We start from the raw sequence: 24,907 nt of genomic DNA on the forward strand, positions 1-24,907 counted from the left end.
ATCGCCACTAACCTAAATTCGGTTAGCGTTTACTAACTTAATTCGTTTGAGGGAAGAGTCGATGGAGACGCTCACGTCGAAGGTGGACACCACCTCGCTGGAATTCTTGGAGAACGACGCCGCGCAGCGCCGCCTGGCCGGTGAGCTCGGCGACCGGCTCGCGGAAACCGCCCTGGGCGGACCGCCGCGGTCCCGCGAGCGGCACGTGGCCCGCGGCAAGCTCCTGCCGCGCGAACGCATCGACTTCCTGCTCGACGACGGCAGCCCCTTCCTCGAGATCGCGCCGCTGGCGGCCAACGGCATGTACGACGACGAGTCCCCGGGAGCCGGCGTCATCGCGGGCATCGGCCTGGTCCACGGCCGGCACGTCCTGGTCATCTCCAATGACGCGACGGTGAAGGGCGGTACCTACTACCCGCTCACGGTGAAGAAGCACCTGCGGGCCCAGGAGATCGCGCTCGAGAACAACCTGCCGTGCGTCTACCTCGTCGACTCCGGCGGGGCCTACCTCCCGAAGCAGGACGAGGTGTTCCCCGACCGCGACCACTTCGGCCGCATCTTCTACAACCAGGCCACCCTGTCGGCGCGGAAGATCCCCCAGATCGCCGCGGTGATGGGCTCCTGCACCGCCGGCGGCGCCTATGTCCCCGCCATGAGCGATGAAACGGTGATCGTCCGGAACCAGGGCACCATCTTCCTGGGCGGGCCGCCGCTGGTGAAGGCCGCCATCGGCGAGGTTGTCACGGCGGAGGAACTCGGCGGCGGCGAGCTTCACTCCCGGGTCTCCGGAGTCACCGACCACCTCGCGGAGAACGATCATCACGCCCTCGAGATCGTGCGTGACATCATCTCGACGCTCCCGGTCCAGCGGCCGGCCGAGGAAGCCGTTCCGGTGCAGCCCCCCGCCGTCGACACCGACGAGCTGTACGGTGCCGTGCCGGTCGACGTCAACGCCTCCTACGACGTCCGAGAGGTCATCGCGCGCCTCGTCGATGGAAGCCATTTCCACGAGTTCAAGCGTGACTACGGCACCACGCTGGTCACCGGTTTCGCCACCCTGCACGGGCACAAGGTCGGGATCGTCGCCAACAACGGAGTGCTCTTCAGCGAGTCGGCGCTCAAGGGCGCCCACTTCATCGAACTGTGCGACCAGCGCGGCATCCCGCTGATCTTCCTGCAGAACATCTCCGGATTCATGGTCGGCAGGGACTCCGAGGCCGGCGGTATCGCCAAGAACGGGGCCAAGATGGTCACCGCGGTGGCCACCTGCCGCGTTCCCAAGCTCACAGTGGTGATCGGGGGCTCCTTCGGGGCGGGCAACTATTCGATGTGCGGGCGGGCCTATTCCCCGCGCTTCCTGTGGATGTGGCCCGCGAGCCGCATCTCCGTCATGGGCGGAAACCAGGCCTCCTCGGTGCTCAGCACGGTCAAGCGCGACCAGCTCGAAGCGCGCGGGGAAGCGTGGAGCGCCGAGGAGGAAGCGGCCTTCACCGCCCCGATCCGGGAGCAGTACGAAGCCCAGGGAAGCCCCTACTACTCAACGGCCCGGCTGTGGGACGACGGCATTATCGACCCCGCCGACACCCGCACCGTCCTCGGCCTTGCCCTCGACGTGTGCGCCAACAGCCCGTTGCCGGAGACCTCCTTCGGCCTCTTCCGGATGTGAGAGAACTGCCCATGACTGCTCCCCACCGGCCGCCGTTCTCGACGGTCCTTGTTGCCAACCGCGGTGAGATCGCCTGCCGGGTGATCCGCACCCTGCGCTCCCTGGGCATCCGCTCCGTCGCCGTCTACAGCGACGCCGACGCCGGGGCCCGCCACGTCCAGGAGGCCGACACCGCCGTGCGGATCGGTCCCGCCTCCGCGGCCGAGAGCTACCTCAGCGCCGAGGCGATCCTCGCCGCCTGCCGGCGGACCGGAGCCGAAGCGGTCCACCCGGGCTACGGGTTCCTCAGTGAGAACGCCGGGTTCGCCCGGGCGCTGGCGGAGGAGGGCATCGTCTTCATCGGCCCCGACGTTCACGCCCTGAACGTGATGGGTGACAAAATCCGTTCGAAGAACCACGTGGCAGGCCACGGCGTGCCCGTGGTTCCGGGGCTCGCCGAGCCGGGCCTGACGGACGAGCAGCTGATCGAGGCCGCCGGAAGCATCGGCTACCCGCTGCTCATCAAGCCCTCGGCCGGCGGCGGCGGAAAAGGTATGCACGCCGTGTACGGGCCGGAGGAACTGCCGGCGGTGCTGCTGACCGCCCGGCGCGTTGCCGCTTCCGCGTTCGGCGATGACACCCTGTTCCTCGAACGGCTCATCCCCACGCCGCGCCACATCGAGGTGCAGGTGCTCGCCGACCAGCACGGGAACGTCGTCCACCTGGGGGAGCGCGAGTGCTCATTGCAGCGCCGCCACCAGAAGGTCATCGAGGAGGCGCCGTCGGCTCTGCTCACCGAGGCCACCCGGGCGCGCATCGGCGAGGCCGCCTGCAACGCCGCGCGCAGCGTGGACTACACCGGGGCGGGAACCGTCGAATTCCTCGTCTCGGATGCCTCGCCGGACGAGTTCTTCTTCATGGAGATGAACACCCGCCTGCAGGTGGAGCACCCGGTGACCGAGCTCGTCACCGGCGTCGACCTGGTTGAGTGGCAGGTGCGCATCGCCGGAGGGGAGGCGCTCGCCTTCGGTCAGGACGACGTCGTCCTCACCGGCCATGCCGTGGAGGCGCGGGTCTACGCGGAGAACCCCGAGGCAGGCTTCCTTCCCTCCTCCGGAACGGTGCTGCGCCTCGAGGAACCGGCGGGCGAGGGAATCCGGGTGGACAGCTCGCTGCTGCCCGGGCTCACCATCCCGGCCGCCTACGATCCGATGCTCTCCAAGGTGATCGCGTGGGGTGCCGACCGGACCGAGGCCCTCGACCGGCTCGACACGGCGCTCGCCTCCTCGGTGGTGCTCGGCATCGACACCAACACCGAATACCTGCGCCTGCTCATCGGCGACGAGGACGTCCGGGCCGCGCGGCTCGACACCACCCTGATCGAGCGGAAGCTGCCGGAGCTTGCCTTCCGGACGGTCACCGACGAAGAGCTCGCCGTCCTCGCTGTCGGCATGCTGGAGTCCGATCCGCAGGGCGCCGGGGGCTCTCCTGCCGCAGCGGGGGAGCTGCCGCCCTGGCAGCGCCGGGACGGCTTCCGGTTGGGCGTGCCCCAGCCGCGCCGGCTGAGCCTCGAGGTGGGCCCCGACGACGTGCGTGAGATATCGGTCCTGCCTACCGACTCCGCGAGGCCGGCTGGGACGTACGCGGTCGCCGTCGATGGCGGGCCGACCCGGACCGTCCGGCTCGATCCCGCAGGCGGCGCCGTCGTGGACGGCGTGCGCACCGGTGTGGCGATGGTGCACGCCGACGGCGTGTCCTGGTTGGGGGAGGACGGCTGGTCGGTCTCGGTGCGCGGGCTCAGCCGCAGCGCCCGTTTGCAGGCCCAGCTCGCCCTGGTGGCCCGCGCTGCCGGAACCGCCGATCCGCTCGTGCGCAGCCCCATGCCGGGCACCGTCGTCTCGGTGTCCGTCAGCGATGGGGACGCCGTCGAGGAGGGCCAGGTGCTCCTGGCCGTCGAGGCGATGAAGATGGAGCACCAGCTGCGGGCCGCCGTCGCCGGTACCGTCCACCTCACCCTGAAACCGGGAGATCTGGTGCGGGCCGATCAAGTGGTCGCGAGCATCCATGTCGAGGAGGCCGTCCCGGCAGCGGAACCCGCCGGGCGAGACGCGGCGGATCAGGACGCGGCGGATCAGGACGCGGCGGATCAGGACGCGGCGGATCAGGACGCGGCGGATCAGGACGCGGCAGATCAGGACGCGGCAGATCAAGAAACAGCAGCGCAGAAACCAACAGCGAAGGAAGTATCAGCACGATGAACTTTGAACTGTCTGAGGAGTACCAGGACCTCGTCGACACGGTGCGCGAATTCGCCGACGAGGTTGTCGCGCCGGTTTCCGCCAAGCACGACGAGGAGCACAGCTTCCCCTACGACGTGGTGAAGCAGATGGCTGACATGGGCCTGTTCGGCCTGCCGTTCCCCGAGGAATACGGCGGAATGGGCGGAGACTACTTCGCGCTGTGCCTCGCGCTCGAACAGCTCGCCCGGGTCGACCAGTCGGTGGCCATCACCCTCGAGGCCGGTGTCTCCCTCGGCGCCATGCCGATCTATCGGTTCGGCACCGAGGAACAGAAGCAGACCTGGCTGCCGTCGCTGGCCTCCGGCAAGGCCCTCGGCGGGTTCGGCCTGACCGAGTCCGAGGCAGGCTCCGACGCGTCCGGCACCCGCACCACCGCCCGGCTCGAGGACGGCCCGAACGGCCGCGAGTGGGTCATCAACGGCACCAAGGAGTTCATCACCAACTCCGGCACCGACATCACGAGCCTCGTCACGGTCACCGCGGTGACCGGCACCTCCGAAGGCCCCAACGGGACGGTGAAGAAAGAGATCTCGACGATCCTCGTTCCCTCGGACACCCCCGGGTTCACTGCAGAGAAGGCCTACAACAAGGTCGGCTGGAACGCCTCCGACACCCACCCGCTGACCCTGCGCGACGTCCGGGTGCCCGAGGCGAACCTGCTGGGTACCCGCGGCCGCGGCTACGCGAACTTCCTGCAGATCCTCGACGAGGGCCGGATTGCCATCGCGGCGCTGGCCACCGGAGCGGCGCAGGGCTGCGTCGAGCAGTCGCTGCGGTACGCCAAGGAACGCCAGGCGTTCGGCACCAATATCGGCTCCTACCAGTCGATCCAGTTCAAGATCGCCCGCATGCAGGCGCGGGCACACACCGCACGCCTCGCCTACTACGACGCCGCCTCGCGGATGCTCGCCGGCAAGCCGTTCAAGACGCAGGCCTCCATCGCCAAGCTGGTCGCCGGCGAGGCCGCGATGGACAACGCAAGGGACGCGACCCAGATCTTCGGCGGGTACGGTTTCATCAACGAGTTCACCGTCTCCCGGCACTACCGGGATTCGAAGATCCTCGAAATCGGCGAGGGCACCACCGAGGTTCAGCTCATGCTGATCGCCCGCGAGTTGGGCCTGTAACCTGCCAGCAATGGAGTTGAAGGAGACGCAGTGATCGACAAAGTTGTGGCAAGCGCGGCGGAGGCCGTCGCCGACATCCAGGACGGGGCGAGCCTCGCCGTGGGCGGGTTCGGTCTGTGCGGGATTCCCTCGGTCCTGATCGACGCCCTGCACGCCCAGGGCACCGGGAACCTTGAAACCATCAGCAACAACTGCGGGGTGGACGAATGGGGGCTCGGTGTCCTCCTGATGGACCACCGGATCCGCCGCACCATCAGCTCCTACGTGGGTGAGAACAAGGAGTTTGCCCGCCAGTACCTCTCGGGCGAACTGGAGGTTGAGCTGACCCCGCAGGGCACCCTCGCCGAGAAGCTGCGGGCCGGCGGCGCCGGCATCCCGGCGTTCTACACCACCGCCGGGGTGGGCACCCTCGTGAGCGAGGGCGGACTGCCGCAGAAGTACGACGCCGACGGGAACGTCCTCCTCTCCTCCAAACCCAAGGAGGTCCGGACCTTCGACGGCGTCGACTACGTGCTCGAGGAATCGGTGCGCCCCGACTTCGCCCTGGTCCATGCCTGGAAGGGCGACCGCCACGGCAACCTGGTCTTCCATGCGACGGCCGCGAACTTCAATCCGTTGTGCGCCCAGGCCGGGCGGATCACCATCGCGGAAGTCGAGGAACTGGTGGAGCCGGGGGAGCTCGATCCCGAACACATCCATCTCCCCGGGATCTTCGTGCAGCGGGTAGTGCACGCGCCCGGCGTCGAAAAGCGGATCGAGAAGCGCACCGTCTCGCTGTCGGCCACCGAACCATCACCAGCCAAGGAGGTCTGAGACGTGGCACTGACTCGAAATGAACTCGCCGCCCGGGTGGCCCGGGAGCTCGAAAACGGGCAGTACGTCAACCTCGGCATCGGGATGCCGACGCTGATCCCGAACTACATTCCGGAGTCCGTCGAGGTGGTGCTTCACTCCGAGAACGGCATCCTCGGGGTGGGACCGTATCCGACGGAAGAGCAGTTGGACCCCGACCTGATCAACGCCGGCAAGGAGACCGTGACTGTCAATGCCGGTGCGTCGTTCTTCGATTCGGCCGCGTCCTTCGGCATGGTCCGCGGCGGTCACGTCGACCTCGCCGTGCTCGGAGCGATGGAGGTCGCGGCCAACGGTGACCTGGCGAACTGGGTCATCCCGGGAAAGATGGTCAAGGGGATGGGTGGTGCCATGGACCTCGTGTTCGGCGCCAAGCGGCTGATCGTCATGATGGAGCACGTCGACCGTGCAGGAAATCCCAAGATCGTTGAACGCTGCTCCCTCCCGCTGACGGGCAGGGGCTGTGTCGACCGCATCATCACCGACCTCGCGGTGATCGACGTCGATTCAACGCGCGGGGGCGGAACACTTGTGCTGCGCGAAACGGCACCGGGCGTGAGCGTTGAGGAAGTTCTCGCCAGGACCGGGGCTCCGCTTGAGGTCCGCATCGATGGGTGAGCCGCAGGAGCCGGCGCCGGGCGAGGTGATCGTGCAGCGCGGGCTGTACTTCGATGAGCTGAGGACAGGGGTGAGGTACGCCCACCGTCCGGGCCGAACCCTGACCGAGGCCGACAATGTGCTCTTCACGACCCTCACCATGAACACGCAGGGCCTTCACCTCGATGCCGCCTGGTCCCAGGGCCAGCCCTTCGGCCAGCGGCTCGTCAACTCGATGCTCACCCTGGCGACGCTCGTGGGCCAGTCGGTGACCCAGCTCACCCAGGGCACCATCGTGGCCCAGCTCGGGCTGACGGACATCCGGTTCCCGCATCCGCTCTTCCACGGCGACACCCTGTACACCGAAACGGAGATCACCGGGGTGCGGGAATCGTCCTCCCGCCCTGGACAGGGCATCGTCACCATGGTGCACACCGGCCGGAACCAGGACGGTGTCGTCGTCGCTTCTGCGGAGCGCTCAGTGCTGATGTGGTCAAGGGCGGGACATGAGGCGTCAGGATCTGAGCCGGCGGGATCTGAGCCGGCCGGACCTGAAGCTATCGGGCATCAGGCGGCGGGCTCGTGAGCGGCTTCACAATGGGTCCGTCGCTGCTGTTCTGCCCGGCGGACCGGCCCGAGCGTTACCGCAAGGCCGCCGAGCGGGCCGACGCCGTCATCCTCGACCTTGAGGACGCCGTCGCGCCGGATAACAAGGAGGCGGCACGGGAGGCGCTCGTCGACAGCGCACTGGATCCGGAGCGCACCATCGTGCGGATCAACCCTGTTCCGACGGGCGACTTCCTGCGCGACTGCGCGGCGCTGCGCCGCACCTCCTACCGCACGGTCATGCTGGCCAAGGCCGGATCCGGTGGTGACCTCCGCGATGTCGGACTGCACCTGCCGTCCTATGACGTGATCGCCCTGTGTGAGACGGCCTCGGGGATCCTTAAGGCACCGCACATCGCGATTCAGCCGAATGTCACCGCGTTGATGTGGGGCGCCGAGGATCTTGTCGCCTCGCTCGGGGGTACCTCGAGCCGCCGCAAGGACGGCACCTACCGTGGCGTGGCCGCGCATGCGCGGTCGCAGGTCCTCCTCGCCGCGGGTGCGGCGGGCATCCCCGCCATCGACTCCGTCTATCTCGACATCCCCGACCTTGACGGGCTCGCGGCCGAGGCAGAGGATGCCGCGGCCTCTGGGTTCTTCGCGAAAGCCTGCATCCATCCCAGCCAGGCCGAGCCGGTGCGCAGGGCCTACGCACCGAGTGATGAGGAAGTCGAGCAGGCCCGTGACCTGCTGCGTGAGGCAGCCGACCGGGGCGGGGTGTTCCAGTACCAGGGGCGCATGATCGACGGTCCGATCCTGAGGCATGCCGAGCAGGTGCTTTCCCGGGTCCGCGGCTGACGTCACGGCCCGAAGCGTCCGTACCGGCGAAGCTTACGGAGATGGTCACCATGCGGGGATCACACCGCTCATGAGATGCGCGGTTCGCTGTCCAGCCTGCGTGCTTCCGGGCCTTCCGGGTCCTTCCGGTGGGGGAGCGGTTCGGGTACGAGCGGGAATCACCCGTTCACGGCATGCGCAGTTCGCTGCCCGGACTGCGTGCTGCCGGGTCATTTCGGTCCCTCCGGTGGGGGAGCGGCTCGGGTACGAGCGGGAATCACCCGTTCACCGCATGCGCGGTTCCCTGCTCGGACTGCGTGCTTCCGGGACTTCCGGGGCCCTCCGGTAAGGGAGCGGGCCGCTCCCGAGCGGGAATCATCCGTTCACGGCATGCGCGGTTCCCTGCCCGGACTGCGTGCTGCCGGGTCACTTCGGTCCCTCCGGCTGGGGAGCGGGCCGCTCCCGAGCGGGAATCATCCGTTCACGGCATGCGCGGAGCCCCATCTGGGTTGTGCCCTTCCAGCTCTTTGCAGGTCATTCCGGCCGGGGAGCGGCCCTCGTTAGAACGGAGGCGGCTCGGCCAGTTGTCCCGGAGGCGCCGTCGTGTAGTGGCGGCCGGTGGGGGACTTCCACTTCAGGGTACCGGCGTCGTTCTCCAGGAGGTTCCAGCAGGTCACCGACTTGTACATGAGGTGCTTGCGGCAGAGATGGGCGAGATTTCCATGGTCCGTCGGCCCGCCCCGTGACCATGGAATGCTGTGGTCGATGTCGGAGTGTGCCGCCGACCGCCCGCACCCGGGGAAACGGCAGGTCGCGTCGCGGTACCGGAGCCACCTCCGCAGCGTCGTGGATGGCAGCCTGGCCTTCCGGCCCAGGGCCAGCACGTTCCGGCCCTCGGAGGTCAGCAGGGGAAGGAAGGTTCCGGACAGCGCCGCAAGTTCCCTCGCGGTTTCGGGGCTGATGGGCCCGTATCCCTCAAGTTCGGCGGGGTGGTCGGCGACTCCGAGGAGGGTCTGGACATCCATGGTGACCAGAACGTCGGCGGGCGCCGATGGATCGCTTCCACCCGCCGGGAGGGCCGTCTTGGTCAACAGATCGGCAAGGACGTCGGCTCGCAGCTGGGTGAGAGTCCTCGGCTCGTCCGGGCACTGCACCGCTCTGGCCAGAGTGGTGAGGCGGTTGTAGGCGGCCGTCGCCGTGTCCGCGGGAAGGTAGGCGGAGAACCAGCACATCCCGTCGAGATCCGGCGTCAGGGAGACCCTGCGGTCGGCTGCTGCTTTCCGTGCGCGCTGCAGAATCGTCTCGGGGTGATGTTTCTCCCGCTCACGCCGGCTGCTGCGGGCCAGTTCGGCCGTCGTCTGGGTAGGAGCATCGGCAAGCAGGTGCTCCTCGAAGCCGGCCCGGGCGTCGGGTGGCAGGAGGAGTGCGTCGTCGACGATCGTCTCCGCCTGGCGGTAATTGAGCTCACCGGTACGCAGGGCAGTGAGGGTTGCCGGGAAGTCCTCGCACAGCAGGCGGGCGGTCCTCAGCTTCCCGAGCGCGGTGCGCTCTGGAACACGTAGCGCACAGGCGGCCTCGGTGGCGGCGAGGCTAGTTGCGAGTTCTTCGTCGAGCCGGCGGAGCGCCGCCCGGGTGCTCCCCTTGATTTCGGCAGGTTGTGGGAGAGAATCCCTGGCTGCGGCGTCGAGGAAGCTCTGTTCAAGCAGGTGCAGGACCCGTGCCTGGCCTGCGTGTGCCCAGTTGATCAGCGACTCAAGTTTCTCGAGGGCGGCCACGAGGCCCGGCCCGTCGAGCAGTTCGGGGGAGAACAACTGGATCGCGCCGCTGAGCCCCGCCGGGACGGGAATCTCCCGTGTGGTGGATGGCTGCGTCGGTGCTTCCATGACCCCACTCTGTCACCCGCCACCGACATTTCTGGCGGGCCGATCGGCTGACCAATCACTCGAGGCCCGTCCTCGGGCGCACCTGAAAAGCCCTGCGAAATAGGTTCACCTGAAGGACGGGGAATGTGCCCGGGGCCACAACCGTTGTCCCCATATGAGAATTGGAATTGCAGGAGCCCACGGAAAAATCGCCCGCGAACTGACCCGCCGGCTGGTGGCGCAGGGCCACTACGTCACCGGACTGATCCGCAACCCCGACCACGCGGCAGACCTTCGACAGGACGGGGCCGACCCGGTGGTTCTCGACCTCGAGTCGGCCACCGCCCAGGAAGTGGCCGATGTCCTCACAGGGGCCGACGCCGTCGTCTTCGCCGCCGGAGCCGGGCCCGGCAGTGGCGTTGAACGCAAGGACACCGTCGACCGCGCAGCGTCGGTGCTGCTCGCCGACGCCGCGGAACTCGCGGGAGTTGGACGCTTCCTCCAGATCTCCTCGATGGGCGCCGACTCCGTCGACGGCGGCGTCAGGCCCGAAGGCATGGATGACATCTTCTACGCCTACCTGCTGGCCAAGCTTGCGGCCGAACAGGACCTGCAGGCCCGAAAGCAGCTGAGCTGGACGATCGTCCGGCCAGGAGGGCTCACCGACGAACCGGGCACCGGCCGGGTGAAGCTCGCCGCCAAGACCGGTTTCGGCTCCATCCCGCGCGCCGACGTCGCCTCCGTCCTCGCCGCACTCCTGGTCGGCAACACCGGCCGCTCAGCGGTTCTCGAACTCACCTCGGGGGAACAGACGGTGCGCGACGCCGTCAGCGCGCTCGCCTAGCGGCCCGCCCGTTTCTGCCGACGGCGCGCCGTGCGGGATACTTGGGCCATGGACTTCACCAAGCTTCCGCGCGGCCACCGCCGGGTTGTCATCCTGGGATCCACTGGTTCCATCGGCACCCAGGCGCTTGAAGTGATCGCCCAGGCCCCGGACCGGTTCAGCGTCGCTGCGCTCGCCGCCGGCGGCCGCAACCCGGCCATGCTGGCACGGCAGGCCGTGACAACCCGCGCGCCGGCGGTCGGGGCTGCCCTGTGTACGGAAAGCGAGCTCGAACAGGCTATCGGCAAGGCCGCGGACGCCGCAGGAGTGCGCGGCTACAACCCGGAGATCGTCGCCGGACCCGACGCGGCCCAGCGCCTGGCCGCCTGGCCCGAGGCCGACGTCGTCCTCAACGGCATCACCGGTTCGATCGGCCTCGCGCCCACCCTGGCGGCCCTGCGGGCAGGGCACCTGCTGGCTCTGGCGAACAAGGAATCCCTCATCGTCGGAGGCCAGCTCGTGAAGGACGCCGCGGCCCCCGGACAGCTGGTGCCTGTGGATTCCGAGCATTCGGCCCTCGCCCAGGCCCTCCGGTCGGGCCTCCCGGACGAAGTGGACCGGCTGGTACTCACCGCCTCGGGCGGCCCGTTCCGTGGGATGTCCCGATCCGATCTCACCGCCGTCACCCCGGCCCAGGCGCTGGCCCACCCCACCTGGACCATGGGCAGGGTGGTCACCACCAACTCCGCCACCATGGTGAACAAGGCCCTCGAGGTCATCGAGGCGCACCTGCTCTTCGACATTTCCCTGGACCGGATCGACGTCGTGGTGCACCCCCAGTCGGTCATCCACTCGATGGTCCAGTTCATCGACGGCTCCACCATCGCCCAAGCCTCGCCGCCGGACATGCGCCTTCCGATCGCGCTCGGCATCGGCTGGCCCTACCGCGTGCCGGGCTCCGCCGCCGCATGCGACTGGAGCACCGCCGCGAGCTGGACCTTCGAGCCGCTCGACGAGGAAGCGTTTCCCGCCGTGCGCCTCGCAAAGACCGCGGCCGCGGCGGGCGGTACGTCAATGGCGGTGTTCAATGCCGCCAACGAGGAGGCCGTCGAGGCCTTCCACACGGGCATCATCGGCTTCACCGACATCGTCGATACGGTCGCGGCGGTTGTGGCAGAGCACAGTGAATCCGGTGACACCCGGGCGGCGACCGGCGGCGCCGACGCCGGCGACATCACCCTTGACGCGGTGCTCGACGCCGAGCGCCGGGCACGTGCCTCCGCCCGCGCCCGTTGTGGAATGAAGGAAACCTCCGCCGGATAGGGACGGGCACGCCGGATGCACCGGCGCCCGACGCAACCGACGGAACACGAAATCGAAGGAAACGCCTTGTCTATTCTGCTCTTCATCCTCGGAGTGCTTTTCGTTGTGGTGGGCATCGGTGCGTCCATCGCGCTCCACGAGGTGGGGCACCTGGTGCCGGCCAAGCTGTTCAAGGTCCGCGTCACCCAGTACATGGTCGGCTTCGGCCCCACCCTCTGGTCCCGCCGCAAGGGCGAAACGGAGTACGGAATCAAGGCAATCCCTGCCGGCGGCTACATCTCGATGATTGGCATGTTCCCGCCGGGGCCCACCGACGAGGAAGGCAGGGCCCGCCAGTCCGGCACCGGCGTATTCCAGCAGTTGACCAATGACGCACGCCAGGCCGCTGCCGTGCAGCTCCAGCCGGGCGACGAAAAGCGCGTCTTCTACAAGCTCCCGATCTACAAGCGCATCATCATCATGCTCGGCGGGCCACTGATGAACCTGCTGATCGGCATCGTCCTGTTCGCCGTCCTGATCATGGGCTTCGGGACCGCCCAGGCGACGACGACCGTCGCAGAGGTCTACAAGTGCGTGGTTCCGGCTGACCGGCAGGCCGAGACCGGCCAGACGGACTGCGCCGACGGCGACCCGGCCGCCCCCGCGTTCGAGGCGGGACTCCAGCCAGGCGACCGCATCCTCACCTTCGACGGCCGCGACGTCGAAAGCTGGGGCGAGTTCTCGGAGTGGATCCGTGAGGCTGCGGGCCGCAGCGTTCCGATCAGCTACGTCCGCGACGGGGAAACGCGGAGCTCGTCCATCACACCGCTGCTCACCGAGCGGCCGGTGGCGGGGCCCGACGGCCAGGCCCGCGTCGACGCCGACGGCAGTCCGATCACCAAGGAGGTCGGCTTCATCGGCATCGGCTCCCAGCAGGAGCTGGTGCCGCAGCCGGCCAGCGAGGTCCTGCCCGCAGTGGGGGATTCCCTGGCCCGGGTCACCGGCGTCGTGCTGAACCTGCCCCAGCGGGTGGTCGATGTCGGGGAGGCCGCATTCTCGGACGCACCCCGGGACCCGGAGGGACCGATCAGCGTGGTGGGTGTCGGCAGGATCGCCGGCGAGGTCTCCGCCATGGAGGAAATCCCCCTCAAGGCACGGGCAACGACCCTCGTCGGGCTGGTGGGCGGAGTCAATCTCGCGCTGTTCGTCTTCAACCTCATCCCCCTTCTCCCGCTCGACGGCGGGCACGTCGCCGGCGCCCTGTGGGAGGGGCTGCGGCGCACCGTCGCCCGGATCTTCCGGCGCCCCGACCCGGGACCGTTCGACATGGCCAAGCTGCTGCCCCTGACCTACGCGGTGGCTGTCCTCCTGATGGGCATGGGCATCCTGCTCATCTACGCCGACATCGTCAAGCCGGTTTCCCTGTTCGGATAGGGTGTAAATTCATTTGAACCCCAATATGGTTGAAAGTCGGCATTCAGCCTTATAGGCTCAGGCGCGTGTTCGTACTCACAATCGACCAGGCCGGCAGTCAGCGCGACGTCGACCGCGTCCCTGACCTGCTGGAGCTCCTCCGCGGGATCGACGTGGTCACACCCTTCGAGCGCTCGGTCGGAGACGAGGCACAGGGCATTCCCGCCACGGCTGAGGCCACCATCGAAGCCGCACTGCTGTGCCTGCGCCAGGGCGGCTGGTACGTGGGCCTGGGAATCGGCGGGATCGAGCGTCCCCTGCCCGCCAGCCCCCGGGAGGGCCGCGGCAGCGCCTTCGTGGCGGCGCGTACCGCCGTCGAGCGGGCCAAGAAGACCGGCGACCGTGCTCCGCTGGCCGTGGAGGGCCCGCCCGGAGCCGCCGAGGCAGAGGGGGTGCTGACCCTGATTGGACGCCACGTCATGCACCGGACGCGGGCCGAGTGGCGCATCCTCGACCGGCTGGAACCGGGAAGGTGGGGAAGTCAGACGGCCGCCGCGAGGGAACTGGGCATCGCCCCGCAGTCGGTCAGCAAAGCGGTGGCGCGCTCGGCCTGGACCGAGGAATGGGCTGCCCGCCCGGCGGCGGCGCTCCTGCTGCAGTGGGCCGATAAAGCGTCGGACGCAGAGCCTACAGTCGACGGGAAGGCCGCAGCGGGTGCTGGACGCCCCGGGGACGCGGGACACCGCGACACAGATGCCCCCGGCACCTCCGGCGGAAACCAGGACGGCTCCGGCGGAACCCCCACGGTGGCCGAGCCGGACTCCGCGGCTGCCGAAGCGGAAGGAGAGGGAAATTGATGGACATGCTGTGGATCGTCCTCACCCTCGTCGTCGCGGGAGGTTTAGGCTGGCCGGTCACCACGCTGGTGCTGCGCCTGGCACGGACCGTCGACGCCCAGGAGCGCCTCAACGAATCCGGACCTGAGCCGGCGGACCAGCCCCAGCTCGCCTTCCCGGCCCCACCCCGGCCCAACCCCTGGGAGCAGGGGACTCCGCCCGCACCGGCGCCGCCGCCGGAGCTCCCTGCGGGGGTCCTCCGCGGCGGACTCGTCATCGGCGTGCTCGAACGCCTCGCCGTCGCCACCGCAATCCTCACCAGCGAGCCGGTGGCCATCGCCTACGTGGTGGCAATCAAGGGCCTGGGCCGGTACGCCGAACTCAAGGAAACCCCGGCCGCCGCCGAACGCTTCATCATCGGCACCCTGACCTCAATGCTGTGGGCCGCCGGCGTGGCCGCACTCACGGCAAACTACCTGCTCTGATCACGTAGGGTGGCTTTATGAGTGTTTTCGCCGTCGAGTACGTCTACAGCCCTGACCAGTCCGACCTTCGGGCCGAACACCGCCCGGCCCACCGGGAGTGGCTGGCCCGACTCGTCGAGCAGGGCCGGCTCCTGGCCTCCGGGCCCTTCGCCGACGGGACCGGAGCCCTGCTGGTCTTCACCGCCGACTCCGAGAACGACCTGCACCAGCTGGTGAGCGAGGACCCCTTCACCCGGGCCCAGGCGATCTCCGCCGTGAAGACCACGGAGTGGAACCCCGTCGTCGGTGCTTTCGCCAGGTACGTGTGAGCTTCGTCCTTCAACTAGGAGAACCGACTTCTCCGGGGTGGATAATAGGATCAGGAAAATTGGACTGCCACGCGGTGAACGCCGCCACATGGAGGATGTTTTGACTTCGGTCAGCCTAGGAATGCCAGCAGCGCCCCCGCCCGTACTCGCCCCGCGGCGCAAAACCCGCCAGATCAAGGTCGGCTCGGTCGGGGTGGGCTCGGATTCCCCGATCAGCATCCAGTCGATGACCACGACCCCGACCACCGACATCAACGCGACGCTCCAGCAGATCGCCGAGCTGACGGCGACAGGCTGCGACATCGTGCGCGTCGCCTGCCCCTCCGCCGACGACGCGGCCGCGCTGCCGATCATCGCCAAGAAGTCCCAGATCCCGGTGATCGCCGACATCCACTTCCAGCCGAAGTACGTCTTCGCCGCAATCGACGCCGGCTGCGCCGCGGTCCGCGTCAACCCGGGCAACATCCGCAAGTTCGATGACCAGGTCAAGGAGATCGCTGCCGCGGCGAAGGCCGCCGGCACCTCGATCCGCATCGGTGTCAACGCCGGATCGCTCGACCCGCGCCTGATGGAGAAGTACGGCAAGGCCACACCCGAGGCCCTCGTCGAGTCGGCGGTCTGGGAAGCCTCCCTGTTCGAGGAGCACGACTTCCACGACTTCAAGATCTCGGTCAAGCACAACGACCCCGTGATCATGGTGCGCGCCTACGAACTGCTCGCCGAACGCGGCGACTGGCCGCTCCACCTCGGCGTGACCGAGGCCGGGCCGGCCTTCCAGGGCACGATCAAGTCGGCCACCGCCTTCGGTGCGCTCCTCTCCAAGGGCATCGGCGACACCATCCGCGTGTCCCTCTCGGCCCCTCCGGTGGAGGAGGTCAAGGTCGGCACCCAGATCCTGCAGTCGCTGAACCTCCGGCCGCGCAAGCTCGAAATCGTCTCCTGCCCCTCCTGCGGCCGCGCCCAGGTCGACGTCTATACCCTCGCGGACCAGGTCACCGCCGGACTCGAAGGCATGGAGGTACCGCTGCGCGTCGCCGTCATGGGCTGCGTGGTGAACGGCCCGGGCGAGGCCCGCGAAGCCGATCTCGGGGTGGCCTCCGGCAACGGGAAGGGACAGATCTTCGTCCGTGGCGAAGTGATCAAGACCGTCCCCGAGGACCAGATCGTTGAAACACTCATCGAAGAAGCAATGAGGATCGCGGAGGAGATGGGGGAGACCGATGGCGAAAATGCTGTCCCGGGTGGCCCCGTGGTTACCGTTAGCTAAGGCACCGGCCGACCCGGTCGGGCCGTGGTCCTTCCGCGTCCTCGAACAGCAGGACACCGCGGCCCTGTGGGCCCTCGTGAACCGCGATCCGGTCGCCAACGTCTTCCTCGCGGCGCACCTCGAAGCCACCGGAAGCGCCGCCGGCTCGGCGGTGGGCGGCCACATCGTGGGCATGTACCGGAACGGCGCACTCGAATGCGCCTGCTGGGCTGGAGTGAACCTCATCCCTGTCGGCGTGACCGCAAAGACCGGCGCCGAGTTGGGCGAGCACCTGGGCCGCTCGGGCCGCAGTTTCTCCTCGATCTTCGGACCGGCCGCCGGCGTGCTGGCGCTCTGGTCGACCCTTCAGGACTATTCCTCGGAGCCCTTCGACCTGCGACCGGTCCAGCCGCTGCTCACGCTGGACACCGACCCCGCGGTGGAGCCGGCGCAGGGAATACGCTTCACACGGCCCGATGAGCTTGATGTCCTGCTGCCCGCCTGCGCCGCAATGTTCGAGGAGGAGGTCGGCTACTCGCCCTACATCGGCGGCACCGAACACTACCGCCGCCGCGTCGCCTCGCTCATCCGCAGGAAGCACTCCCTGGCCGCCTTCGCGGACGACGGAGCCGTGATCTTCAAAGCGGAACTCGGCACGGTTTCATCCCAGGCCGTCCAGGTCCAGGGCGTCTGGATGAACCCGGACTACCGCGGCCGGGGCCTGAGCGCCGGCTACATGGCGGCTGTGGCCGTGGCAGCCCGCGCCCTCGCGCCGACGGTCAGCCTCTACGTCAACTCCTACAACGCCCGCGCCATCGCCTCCTACCGCCGGGTCGGATTCACCGAGGCGGGAACCTTCGCCACCGTCCTGCTCTGACGGCTGCGCCCGCAAACCGGCCCCTCCACCGCCGGGGCGGCGGGTCTGCGGCGGCGGCTGTCGTTGCCGGAGCCCCGGAGCCGATAGATTGGTACCTGTTGTTCCCCGCCCGGTCGGGGCCTGTCTCGAAGAAACGGATTCCCCAGCGTGGTCCTACGACTCTCAACCCTGTTCCTGCGCACCCTGCGTGAAGACCCTGCCGAAGCCGAAGTGGCAAGCCACCGGTTGCTGGTGCGCGCGGGCTACATCCGCCGGGCCGCCCCGGGGATCTACAGCTGGCTGCCGCTGGGCCTGAAGGTCCTGGGCCGGGTTGAAACGATCATCCGTGAGGAGATGGCGGCCATCGGCGCGCAGGAAGTCCACTTCCCGGCCCTGCTGCCGAAGGAACCCTACGAGGTGACGAACCGGTGGACCGAGTACGGCGACGGCATCTTCCGCCTGCAGGACCGCAAGGGCGCCGACTACCTCCTGGCCCCCACCCACGAGGAAATGTTCACGCTGCTGGTGAAGGACCTGTACAACTCCTACAAGGACCTCCCGGTCAGCCTGTACCAGATCCAGAACAAGTACCGCGACGAGGCCCGGCCCCGCGCCGGCCTGCTGCGCGGCCGCGAATTCATCATGAAGGACTCCTACTCCTTCGACATCGACGACTCCGGCCTGGAGCGCAGCTACCAGCTGCACCGGAAGGCCTACCTGCGCATCTTCGAGCGCCTCGGACTTGAGGTCATCCCGGTGACGGCGACCTCCGGCGCCATGGGCGGCTCCAAGAGCGAGGAATTCCTCCACCCCACCGACATCGGCGAGGACACCTTCGTCCGCTCCGCCGGAGGCTACACCGCGAACGTCGAGGCCGTCACCACCGTTGTGCCGCCCGAGCTCGACTATTCCGGCGCCCCTGCGGCCGAGGTGCTCGATACCCCCGACACCCCCACCATCGAGACGCTGGTGAACTCGGCCAACGCGAATGCGCCGCGTGAAGGGGAGCCCTGGACTGCTGCGGACACCCTCAAGAACGTCGTCCTTGCCGCTGTGCTGCCCACCGGCGGCCGCGAGATCTTCGTCGTCGGTGTGCCCGGGGACCGCACCGTCGACCTGAAGCGCATGGAGGCGACCATCGGCAGCCACCTGGAGGTGGGCGGCGAGGTCGCCGTCGAAGCCGCAACCGATGAGGACCTCAAGAAGCACCCGGGCCTGGTGAAGGGCTACATCGGCCCGGGCCTGAGCCTCGGCGAGCCGGTGATCGGACTGGAGGGCAGCACCGGCCTGCGCTACCTCGTCGACCCGCGCATCGTCTCCGGCACCACCTGGATCACCGGTGCGAACCAGCACGGAAAGCACGTCTTCGGCCTTGTCGCAGGCCGCGACTTCGCCTGGGACGGGGTCATCGAGGCCGTCGAGGTGCGCGAAGGGGACGAGGCCCCGGACGGCTCCGGGCCGCTGCAGGCCGCCCGCGGCATCGAGATGGGCCACATCTTCCAGCTCGGCCGTCTATATACCGAGGCCCTCGGCCTGAAGGTCCTCGACGCCAACGGCAAGCTGGCCACCGTCACCATGGGCTCCTACGGCGTCGGCGTAACCAGGGCTGTTGCGGCCCTGGCCGAAGCCAACCACGACGACAAGGGCATCATCTGGCCCCGCAACGTCGCCCCCGCCGACGTGCACATCGTCGCCACCGGCAAGGGCGAGGAGATCTTCGCCCTTGCCGAAAAGCTCGCCGGGGACCTCGAGGCAGCCGGCTTCGACGTGATGTACGACGACCGGCCCAAGGTCTCACCCGGGGTGAAGTTCGGCGACGCCGAACTGATCGGCGTCCCCACCATCGTCGTGGTGGGCCGCGGCCTGGCCGACGGCGTCATCGAGGTGAAGGACCGGCGGACCGGAGAAGCCGCATCCGTCGCCGTCGATGAGGCGCTGGAGCACCTCCGCACCCTCCTGAACGGCTAGCGCCGGTGGTCTCCGGGCTCGAGGAAATCGAGCTGGCGACGATCCTGCTGGTGCTCATCGCCGGCCTGGCCGCCGGCTGGATCGACGCCGTGGTAGGCGGAGGAGGGCTGCTCCAGCTGCCGGCGCTGCTCCTGGTACCGGGCATCACGCCCGTCCAGGCGCTGGCGACGAACAAGATGGGCTCGATCTTCGGCACCACGACGAGCGCCATCACCTACTACCGCCGTGCCCACCCCGACCTGCGCACCGCCGTTCCCATGGCGCTGATCGCGCTGGCGGGCAGCTTCGGCGGGGCGGTGCTGGCGGCCTCGCTGCCCTCGTCGGTGTTCAAGCCGATCATCGTCGCGGCCCTGATCGCCGTCGCGGTTTTCACCGCCCTGCGGCCCACCGTCGGAACGCTGACGAAGCTTAAGTATTCCGGCCGGCGGCACTACGGAACCGCAGGGGCCATCGGCGCAGTGATCGGGTTCTACGACGGACTGATCGGCCCGGGCACCGGCTCCTTCCTCGTCATCGCGATGGTGACGCTGCTCGGCTACAGCTTCCTGGGCGCGAGTGCGAAGGCCAAGATCGTCAACATGGCCACCAACTTCGGCGCCCTGGTGTTCTTCCTGCCGCACGGCTCCATCCTGTGGGGCCTCGGGCTCCTGCTGGGGGCGGCCAATATGGTCGGCGGGTATCTCGGCTCCCGCATGGCCATCACCCGGGGGAGCCGGTTCATCCGCATCATCTTCCTCGTCGTGGTCGGCGCCCTCATTGTGAAGCTCGGCTACGACGTGTGGGTCGAAAACCTCAGGCCGCTCACGGAGCGCTAAGCAGGTGCGCCGGCGGGAGATCCGGCAGCGTCCGCCCCAGCAGGGAACTTGCCACCCACAGGGACCGCCTGGCATGCCCCGGGGAACCCAGCTCAAGGTAGTAGAGGGTGTTGCGCACCTCCCGCACCACCGTCCAGTCGCGGGCGAGGTCCGGATCCAGACCGGCCGACGCAGCCAGCGCGGCGCACCGCAGGCGCAGCTCCGCGGCCGGATCGGCGGGCGGCAGGTCCCCGATCCGGTTCCACAGCATGGGCGCGACGGCGTACTCGGCGTCCCCGAGCAGGGGCTTGGGATCAATGGCGACGAAGCCGCGGGCCGACGGCTGCTCCGCTACCGCATCCTCGGCGTCGCCCTCAGGCGTGCGGCGGGCCAGGATGTTCCCGTAGTGAAGGTCCGAGTGCACCAGCACGTCCCGTGCCGAGCGCCGGCCCACGGCTCCACGCACCTGGCAGGTCTCAAGTGCGTGCTCAAGCAGCCACCGCGGGAACGGCCTGCCGGTGGCCTCCCAGTCCGCGGGCAGGGTGTCGGTCCAGGTCTCGGCCTCGGCGGCGAGCGCAGGGATCTGCGCCCATTCGCTCCTGCCGTCCGGGCGCAGCGACAGCCGCCGCATCAGCGCACCCCAGATGGACGTCGTCTGCTCCAACGGAAGCGACCCGAGCGGGCGGCGCGCATCGAGGCGCTCCAGCAGAAGGATGGAGTCCGCGGCGTTGGAGGCCAGCAGCCGCACGGCCCCGGCGCCGCCCCACAGCGTGAGCGCCTGGGGCTCGGTGCGGGACTCGTCGTGCGGGACGCCGATCTTCAGCGCGGCCTCCGTAGCATCCGAGGTGCGTACCGGCAGGACCACCGAGCACTGCCCGGACCAGGGCGGCCGGCCGGAGGGAAGATCGAGGGTCAGCTCCCAGGCTTCGAGGTACCGCTGGAGGATACCGGGCCAGTTCCGCAGCCAGGCGCTTCCGCCGGGCAGCTGCCGCGCGGCGCGCTTCAGCCCCTCGGGGAGCTCGACTGCGAAACCTGTCATTCCAGCACGCTATACGAGATTCGTGGCCCCGAGCAGGTTTCCGATCAGGAAGGTGGCCAGGAGGGCGAGGAACCCTCCAACAACGACCCTCAGCGCGGCGCGCAGCTTCGATCCGCCGCCCACCTGTGCTCCGAGGCCGCCGGTCAGGGCAAGGGCCATGAGGACGGCCGCGAAGGTGACGGGAACCCGCAGCCCGGTCGGGGGAAGCATAACGGCGATCAGTGGCAGCAGGGCCCCGACGGTGAAGGCCACGGCCGACGCGAATGCGGCGTGCCACGGGCTGACGACGTCGTCCTCTTCGATGCCCAGTTCCGCCGAAAGGTGCGCGCCAAGGGCGTCCCTTTCGGTGAGCTCGACCGCCACCGTCATCGCGGTCTCGGCGCTGAGGCCCTTCGCCTGGTAGAGGCCGGCCAGTTCGAGCAGTTCCTCCTCCGGCTCCTCCTCAAGCTCACGGCGTTCCTTCTCGATCAGGGCCCGCTGGCTGTCGCTCTGGCTGCTCACCGACACGTATTCGCCAAGGGCCATCGAGAGGGCTCCGCCGACCAGGGCAGCCACCCCGGCGGTGAGGATGGGCCCGGAGGCGGTGGTCACGCCGGCGACTCCGACGACGACGGCGGCCACCGAGACGATGCCGTCGTTCGCTCCGAGGACTCCCGCGCGCAGGCGGTTCAGGCGTTGGGCGAGCGCGCCCCGGTGCGGTTCGCCGTCGTGGAAGGCATCATTTCCGCTCATGGTTTCCCAGTATCCTCCGCGTTGGATCCGTCGGTGCTCTCCGCCGCGGGCAGCGCCTGCTCCTCGACGGGAATGCCGGGGAAGGGCTCAGTGACGCCGTCCAGGGCGAAGCTGCGCTGGACGGCGGTGGTGAGCCGCCCGACCGCCCAGCCCCGAAGTTCCGGTCCGCCCGAGCCGACCACCGAACCGTAGAACACGCTCAACTCCTGCTCCAGCTGCGCGATGCCGGCCGCGGGGTCGGCGAGGAACTCCGGGGCCAGGGCGTAGGCCGAGGGCACCGGCGCCGGTGCGGCGCAGAGCCCGGCCAGCGCTGAGGTGGCCGCGGCGGCGACCGCCGCGTGCTCCCGGGAGGCCGCCAGCAGATTCTCAGGATCGGGCAGCCGGGCGGCGGCCACCTCATAGGCGTAGACGGCCCTGTCCTCGGTGCGGACGGCCGACAGCAGCGCGCGGCGCTGTTCGGCGCTGCCCCGGGGTTCATCCGTGCACGCCGGACCGTCGGCCGCGTCCAGGGCGGCCGCAGCGGGAGCCTCGGCGGGCAGGCCCAGCAGGGCGCCAAGGGAGGCGGCCTGCTGCCACTGGCTGCTGCCGACCGAGGCGAGTAGCCTCGCGATCCCGGGCTCGGCCTTGACCGCGTCGGAGAGGTTCCTGCCGGCCGACGCGGTGAGGTCCTCAAGGAACCCCGCAGGGGTCACGGGCCCGGCCGGGCCGGTGCTCTCCGCGGTCGCCTCCGGACCGCCGGACCCGGTGCCGGAGCGGGTGCCCGAATCCTGCCCCCGCGCGCCGCCCTGGCCGGCCGGGGCGAGGCCGCGCGCCTGCGCCGCAAGCAGCTCCGCGGTGTCGGCATAACCGGCCGTCGGCGCGGAGGCGGCAAGCACGGCGGCGTCGGCGGCGAGGTCCCGGGCACGGTCTGCGGAGGCCTGCTGCGCCCGTTCCGTGAAGCTTGGTTCCGGCCCGCCGCGGGGGCTCAGCGCGGCGACTCCGGCGCCCGTCACCAGCAGGAAAACCAGCACCGGAACCAGGAGCCCGGCCACCCGGAAACCGGCGGGAGGGGCACCCTTCTTCCCGGTGATGCGCTGGCGGGGCGGGGGTGTCGTCACAGGAAGAGATCATGTCATGAACGGGCCGGTTTGAGCCGCCGATACATCTGCGCCTACCGAAAGTCGGTACTCTTGGGAGACAACATCATCGAGTGGGAGGCAGCTATGGCGGTTCGGTCCGGCCAGGGAAATCCGTCGTCGCCGCGCAAAGCGGCCCAAGATGCCGAGCTGCAGGCGGAAGCGCAGAGGCTCCGGGACCTGCTCCAGCCGGTCGTCGAGAAGCACGACCTCTTCCTCGAGGACATCGACATCAAGACCGCCGGCGTGCAGCGCACCGTCCACGTCATCGTCGACCTCCCGGAGGACCGGCAGGGCGGCATCGGCCTCGACGTCATCTCGAATGTCTCCCTCGACCTCTCCGAAGCCATGGACAACGACCCCCACGACGACGGCAGGCCGTACAGCCTCGAAATCTCCTCGCCTGGAGTCTCGCGCCCCCTGACCGAGCCGCGGCACTGGCGCCGGAACCTCGGCCGGCTCGTCGAGGTGACGCCGGCCAGCGGCGACACCGTCGTGGGACGGCTGCTCGAGGTGTCCGCCGACGGCATCCGGCTGCTTCCGCAGCTGCCCGTCAAAAAGGGGATGAAACCCCGCCAGGGCGAACCGATGACCCTTGAATTTTCCCGAATCCGCAAAGGCACGGTGCAGGTCGAATTTGCGCACGCCGAGGATGAACACCACGAAGACAACGGTGCCGACGGTCCGGGCGATCCCGGCCCGGCGCACCCAGCATAAGGAGTCCCCCAATGGATATTGATATGAGCGCGCTGAGGCTGCTCGAGCGCGAACGGGAGATCCCGCTTGACCTGCTGATCCCCACGATCGAACAGGCCCTGCTCGTGGCCTACCACCGCAGCCCCGGCGCGGTGGAAAAGGCGCGGGCCGAACTCGACCGCAAGAACGGCCACGTGACCATCTGGGCGACCGAGGTTGACGACGACGGCGAGCCGGTCGGCGAGTTCGACGACACGCCCAGCGGTTTCGGGCGCATCGCCGCGAGCACCGCCCGGCAGATCATCCTGCAGCGGCTGCGCGACGCCGAGGACGACAACATCCTCGGCGAGTTCCGCGGCAAGGAGGGCGAACTCGTCGCCGGCATGATCCAGCAGGGCAGCAACCCGCACATGATCCAGGTCAACCTCGGCTCGGTCGAAGCAGTGCTGCCGCCGCCCGAGCAGGTGCCGGGGGAGAAGTACCTCCACGGCACCCGGCTGCGCGCCTTCGTCGTCGACGTCCACCGCGGGATGAAGGGCCCCTCGATCACGCTCTCACGCTCCCACCCGGGCCTGGTGCGGAAGCTCTTCGAACTCGAAGTTCCCGAGATCGCCGATAAGACCGTCGAGATTGTGGCGCTTGCCCGCGAGGCCGGGCACCGCACGAAGATCGCCGTCAAGGCCAACGTCCCCGGCGTCAACGCCAAGGGTGCCTGCATCGGGGAGATGGGCTCGCGGGTGCGTGCGGTCATGAGTGAGCTCAACGACGAGAAGATCGACATCGTCGACTACAGCGACGACGCCGCCACCTTCATCGCCAGCTCGCTGTCGCCGTCGCGGGTGTCATCGGTGACGATCACCGACGAGACGACCCGCTCGGCCCGCGTCGTCGTCCCCGACTACCAGCTCTCCCTTGCCATCGGCAAGGAGGGCCAGAACGCGCGCCTTGCCGCCAAGCTCACCGGCTGGCGCATCGACATCGTCTCCGACGCCGCCCAGCCCGCCAAGGCCTGAGCGGGGCGCGGGTAACAACATCGTTCGCGGAAGCGGTAGAATGGAAGGGACTGAGGATTTCATGCGCCTCGGCGGACCGGGCACGACGGACACGGGGTTCCACCCCATCCGGACCTGCATCGGCTGCCGGCAGCGCGGAGACCAGTCGGAACTAATGCGGGTGGTGGCCCAGGCAGGCGACGAAGGTAAGGTCGCCGTGCTTGACGCGCACCGCCGGCTGTCCGGTCGGGGCGCATGGCTGCACCCGGATCCGGCCTGTATGGAAACGGCTCTTCGACGCAAGGCATTTCACCGTGCTTTTCGGGGCGCTGTCGAGACCGGGCAACTGGCGCTTCAATTCCATGCACTCACTGGGACCTCCAACGGCCCCAGGCAAGAAACCGTCCTCCCTGAAAGCGGGTCAGAAAACTGATGGAAACCCGATGAGTACCCAGCGATGAGTGCCCAACGATGAACAATCCGTTGAGCTCTGCATTCGGCTTCCCGGCTGCCTCGGCAGGCGGGTTCTGCAGTAG

The 24,907-nt window shown here is 68.9% G+C and carries 24 protein-coding genes; 20 read left to right on the plus strand and 4 right to left on the minus strand.

The annotated features are described in order from the left end of the window. The first annotated feature begins 61 nt into the window (after window positions 1–61). Genes GVV77_RS02305 through GVV77_RS02335 form a run of 7 tightly spaced genes read left to right on the plus strand, consistent with a single transcriptional unit; the run spans window position 62 to window position 7,925 of the window. Window positions 62–1,666, plus strand: a complete 1,605-nt coding sequence (locus GVV77_RS02305; RefSeq protein WP_159615969.1) for a carboxyl transferase domain-containing protein — start codon at window positions 62–64, stop codon at window positions 1,664–1,666. Between the two features lie 11 nt (window positions 1,667–1,677). Next, the gene (locus tag GVV77_RS02310) at window positions 1,678–3,903 is read left to right on the plus strand and encodes an acetyl/propionyl/methylcrotonyl-CoA carboxylase subunit alpha (RefSeq protein WP_159615971.1); all 2,226 of its coding nucleotides are present in this window, start codon (window positions 1,678–1,680) and stop codon (window positions 3,901–3,903) included. Next, a complete protein-coding gene (locus tag GVV77_RS02315) occupies window positions 3,900–5,072 on the plus strand; it encodes an acyl-CoA dehydrogenase family protein (RefSeq protein WP_133403288.1) in 1,173 nt (390 codons plus the stop codon). The genes GVV77_RS02310 and GVV77_RS02315 overlap by 4 nt, the downstream gene beginning before the upstream one ends. A gap of 30 nt (window positions 5,073–5,102) precedes the next feature. Next, window positions 5,103–5,885, plus strand: a complete 783-nt coding sequence (locus tag GVV77_RS02320) for a CoA transferase subunit A (protein ID WP_159615973.1) — start codon at window positions 5,103–5,105, stop codon at window positions 5,883–5,885. 3 nt (window positions 5,886–5,888) lie between these two features. Beyond that, the gene (locus tag GVV77_RS02325) at window positions 5,889–6,542 is read left to right on the plus strand and encodes a CoA transferase subunit B (RefSeq protein ID WP_159615975.1); all 654 of its coding nucleotides are present in this window, start codon (window positions 5,889–5,891) and stop codon (window positions 6,540–6,542) included. After that, on the plus strand, window positions 6,535–7,107 hold the full coding sequence (locus GVV77_RS02330) for a MaoC family dehydratase (protein WP_159615977.1): 573 nt from the start codon (window positions 6,535–6,537) through the stop codon (window positions 7,105–7,107). Before GVV77_RS02325 ends, GVV77_RS02330 begins: the two co-directional genes overlap by 8 nt. Before the next feature lie 11 nt (window positions 7,108–7,118). After that, window positions 7,119–7,925, plus strand: coding sequence for an HpcH/HpaI aldolase/citrate lyase family protein (locus tag GVV77_RS02335; protein ID WP_159616191.1), 807 nt, complete (start codon window positions 7,119–7,121; stop codon window positions 7,923–7,925). Window positions 7,926–8,464: 539 nt separating this feature from the next. Here GVV77_RS02335 and GVV77_RS02340 read toward each other — a convergent pair. After that, complete coding sequence (locus GVV77_RS02340) at window positions 8,465–9,787, minus strand: HNH endonuclease signature motif containing protein (RefSeq protein WP_159615979.1); 1,323 nt, start codon at window positions 9,785–9,787, stop codon at window positions 8,465–8,467. A 154-nt stretch (window positions 9,788–9,941) separates the two neighbouring features. Here GVV77_RS02340 and GVV77_RS02345 point away from each other — a divergent pair, with 154 nt between their 5' ends. The 10 genes from GVV77_RS02345 (at window position 9,942) to GVV77_RS02390 (ending at window position 19,818) form a co-directional block, all read left to right on the plus strand. Then, window positions 9,942–10,610, plus strand: coding sequence for an SDR family oxidoreductase (locus GVV77_RS02345; protein WP_159615981.1), 669 nt, complete (start codon window positions 9,942–9,944; stop codon window positions 10,608–10,610). Between the two features lie 48 nt (window positions 10,611–10,658). Continuing rightward, window positions 10,659–11,912 (plus strand): 1-deoxy-D-xylulose-5-phosphate reductoisomerase, encoded by a 1,254-nt coding sequence (gene dxr, locus GVV77_RS02350; RefSeq protein WP_159615983.1) that lies wholly within the window; start codon window positions 10,659–10,661, stop codon window positions 11,910–11,912. Window positions 11,913–11,927: 15 nt separating this feature from the next. Continuing rightward, entirely contained in the window at window positions 11,928–13,325 is a 1,398-nt protein-coding gene (locus GVV77_RS02355) for a M50 family metallopeptidase (RefSeq protein ID WP_159615985.1), read from the plus strand. A 65-nt stretch (window positions 13,326–13,390) separates the two neighbouring features. Then, window positions 13,391–14,161 (plus strand): MarR family transcriptional regulator, encoded by a 771-nt coding sequence (locus GVV77_RS02360; protein WP_343033030.1) that lies wholly within the window; start codon window positions 13,391–13,393, stop codon window positions 14,159–14,161. Beyond that, window positions 14,161–14,625, plus strand: coding sequence for a hypothetical protein (locus tag GVV77_RS02365; protein ID WP_159615987.1), 465 nt, complete (start codon window positions 14,161–14,163; stop codon window positions 14,623–14,625). Before GVV77_RS02360 ends, GVV77_RS02365 begins: the two co-directional genes overlap by 1 nt. Before the next feature lie 17 nt (window positions 14,626–14,642). After that, entirely contained in the window at window positions 14,643–14,933 is a 291-nt protein-coding gene (locus tag GVV77_RS02370) for a YciI family protein (RefSeq protein ID WP_159615988.1), read from the plus strand. 100 nt (window positions 14,934–15,033) lie between these two features. Next, a complete protein-coding gene (gene ispG, locus GVV77_RS02375) occupies window positions 15,034–16,200 on the plus strand; it encodes a flavodoxin-dependent (E)-4-hydroxy-3-methylbut-2-enyl-diphosphate synthase (protein WP_159615989.1) in 1,167 nt (388 codons plus the stop codon). After that, window positions 16,175–17,056, plus strand: a complete 882-nt coding sequence (locus GVV77_RS02380) for a GNAT family N-acetyltransferase (RefSeq protein WP_343033031.1) — start codon at window positions 16,175–16,177, stop codon at window positions 17,054–17,056. The genes ispG and GVV77_RS02380 overlap by 26 nt, the downstream gene beginning before the upstream one ends. Before the next feature lie 147 nt (window positions 17,057–17,203). Beyond that, complete coding sequence (locus tag GVV77_RS02385; protein ID WP_159615990.1) at window positions 17,204–19,003, plus strand: proline--tRNA ligase; 1,800 nt, start codon at window positions 17,204–17,206, stop codon at window positions 19,001–19,003. A gap of 5 nt (window positions 19,004–19,008) precedes the next feature. Next, a complete protein-coding gene (locus GVV77_RS02390) occupies window positions 19,009–19,818 on the plus strand; it encodes a sulfite exporter TauE/SafE family protein (protein ID WP_159615991.1) in 810 nt (269 codons plus the stop codon). On the opposite strand, the gene GVV77_RS02395 is transcribed toward GVV77_RS02390, so the two are convergent. From GVV77_RS02395 to GVV77_RS02405, 3 genes are read right to left on the minus strand one after another with little or no spacing between them, the layout of a single operon-like run. Beyond that, on the minus strand, window positions 19,805–20,836 hold the full coding sequence (locus GVV77_RS02395) for an aminoglycoside phosphotransferase family protein (RefSeq protein ID WP_159615992.1): 1,032 nt from the start codon (window positions 20,834–20,836) through the stop codon (window positions 19,805–19,807). The genes GVV77_RS02390 and GVV77_RS02395 overlap by 14 nt on opposite strands. 9 nt (window positions 20,837–20,845) lie before the next feature. Continuing rightward, on the minus strand, window positions 20,846–21,568 hold the full coding sequence (locus GVV77_RS02400; protein WP_159615993.1) for a VIT1/CCC1 transporter family protein: 723 nt from the start codon (window positions 21,566–21,568) through the stop codon (window positions 20,846–20,848). Beyond that, window positions 21,565–22,665 carry a DUF4439 domain-containing protein gene (locus GVV77_RS02405; RefSeq protein WP_159615994.1) on the minus strand — a complete coding sequence of 367 codons (1,101 nt, stop codon included), beginning with the start codon at window positions 22,663–22,665 and terminating at the stop codon, window positions 21,565–21,567. Before GVV77_RS02405 ends, GVV77_RS02400 begins: the two co-directional genes overlap by 4 nt. A gap of 72 nt (window positions 22,666–22,737) precedes the next feature. Here GVV77_RS02405 and GVV77_RS02410 point away from each other — a divergent pair, with 72 nt between their 5' ends. The 3 genes from GVV77_RS02410 to GVV77_RS18550 all read left to right on the plus strand — a co-directional run bounded on the left by GVV77_RS02410 (window position 22,738) and on the right by GVV77_RS18550 (window position 24,804). Next, on the plus strand, window positions 22,738–23,400 hold the full coding sequence (locus GVV77_RS02410; protein WP_246199576.1) for a ribosome maturation factor RimP: 663 nt from the start codon (window positions 22,738–22,740) through the stop codon (window positions 23,398–23,400). Between the two features lie 11 nt (window positions 23,401–23,411). Further along, complete coding sequence (nusA, locus tag GVV77_RS02415; protein ID WP_133403304.1) at window positions 23,412–24,392, plus strand: transcription termination factor NusA; 981 nt, start codon at window positions 23,412–23,414, stop codon at window positions 24,390–24,392. Between the two features lie 61 nt (window positions 24,393–24,453). Beyond that, window positions 24,454–24,804: a YlxR family protein gene (locus tag GVV77_RS18550; RefSeq protein ID WP_159616197.1), complete on the plus strand. Its 351-nt coding sequence runs from the start codon at window positions 24,454–24,456 to the stop codon at window positions 24,802–24,804. Window positions 24,805–24,907 lie beyond the last annotated feature (103 nt).

Origin of the sequence: Arthrobacter zhaoguopingii, assembly GCF_009828605.1 — a bacterium.
GTDB lineage: Bacteria > Actinomycetota > Actinomycetes > Actinomycetales > Micrococcaceae > Arthrobacter_D > Arthrobacter_D zhaoguopingii.

Coding starts and splice junctions, on each gene's coding strand:
- GVV77_RS02305 (WP_159615969.1), top strand. CDS start 62: ATGGAGACGCTCACGTCGAAGGTGGACACCACCTCGCTGGAATTCTTG.
- GVV77_RS02310 (WP_159615971.1), top strand. CDS start 1,678: ATGACTGCTCCCCACCGGCCGCCGTTCTCGACGGTCCTTGTTGCCAAC.
- GVV77_RS02315 (WP_133403288.1), top strand. CDS start 3,900: ATGAACTTTGAACTGTCTGAGGAGTACCAGGACCTCGTCGACACGGTG.
- GVV77_RS02330 (WP_159615977.1), top strand. CDS start 6,535: ATGGGTGAGCCGCAGGAGCCGGCGCCGGGCGAGGTGATCGTGCAGCGC.
- GVV77_RS02335 (WP_159616191.1), top strand. CDS start 7,119: ATGGGTCCGTCGCTGCTGTTCTGCCCGGCGGACCGGCCCGAGCGTTAC.
- GVV77_RS02340 (WP_159615979.1), bottom strand. CDS start 9,787: ATGGAAGCACCGACGCAGCCATCCACCACACGGGAGATTCCCGTCCCG.
- GVV77_RS02345 (WP_159615981.1), top strand. CDS start 9,942: ATGAGAATTGGAATTGCAGGAGCCCACGGAAAAATCGCCCGCGAACTG.
- dxr (WP_159615983.1), top strand. CDS start 10,659: ATGGACTTCACCAAGCTTCCGCGCGGCCACCGCCGGGTTGTCATCCTG.
- GVV77_RS02355 (WP_159615985.1), top strand. CDS start 11,928: ATGCACCGGCGCCCGACGCAACCGACGGAACACGAAATCGAAGGAAAC.
- GVV77_RS02365 (WP_159615987.1), top strand. CDS start 14,161: ATGGACATGCTGTGGATCGTCCTCACCCTCGTCGTCGCGGGAGGTTTA.
- GVV77_RS02370 (WP_159615988.1), top strand. CDS start 14,643: ATGAGTGTTTTCGCCGTCGAGTACGTCTACAGCCCTGACCAGTCCGAC.
- GVV77_RS02395 (WP_159615992.1), bottom strand. CDS start 20,836: ATGACAGGTTTCGCAGTCGAGCTCCCCGAGGGGCTGAAGCGCGCCGCG.
- GVV77_RS02400 (WP_159615993.1), bottom strand. CDS start 21,568: ATGAGCGGAAATGATGCCTTCCACGACGGCGAACCGCACCGGGGCGCG.
- nusA (WP_133403304.1), top strand. CDS start 23,412: ATGGATATTGATATGAGCGCGCTGAGGCTGCTCGAGCGCGAACGGGAG.
- GVV77_RS18550 (WP_159616197.1), top strand. CDS start 24,454: ATGCGCCTCGGCGGACCGGGCACGACGGACACGGGGTTCCACCCCATC.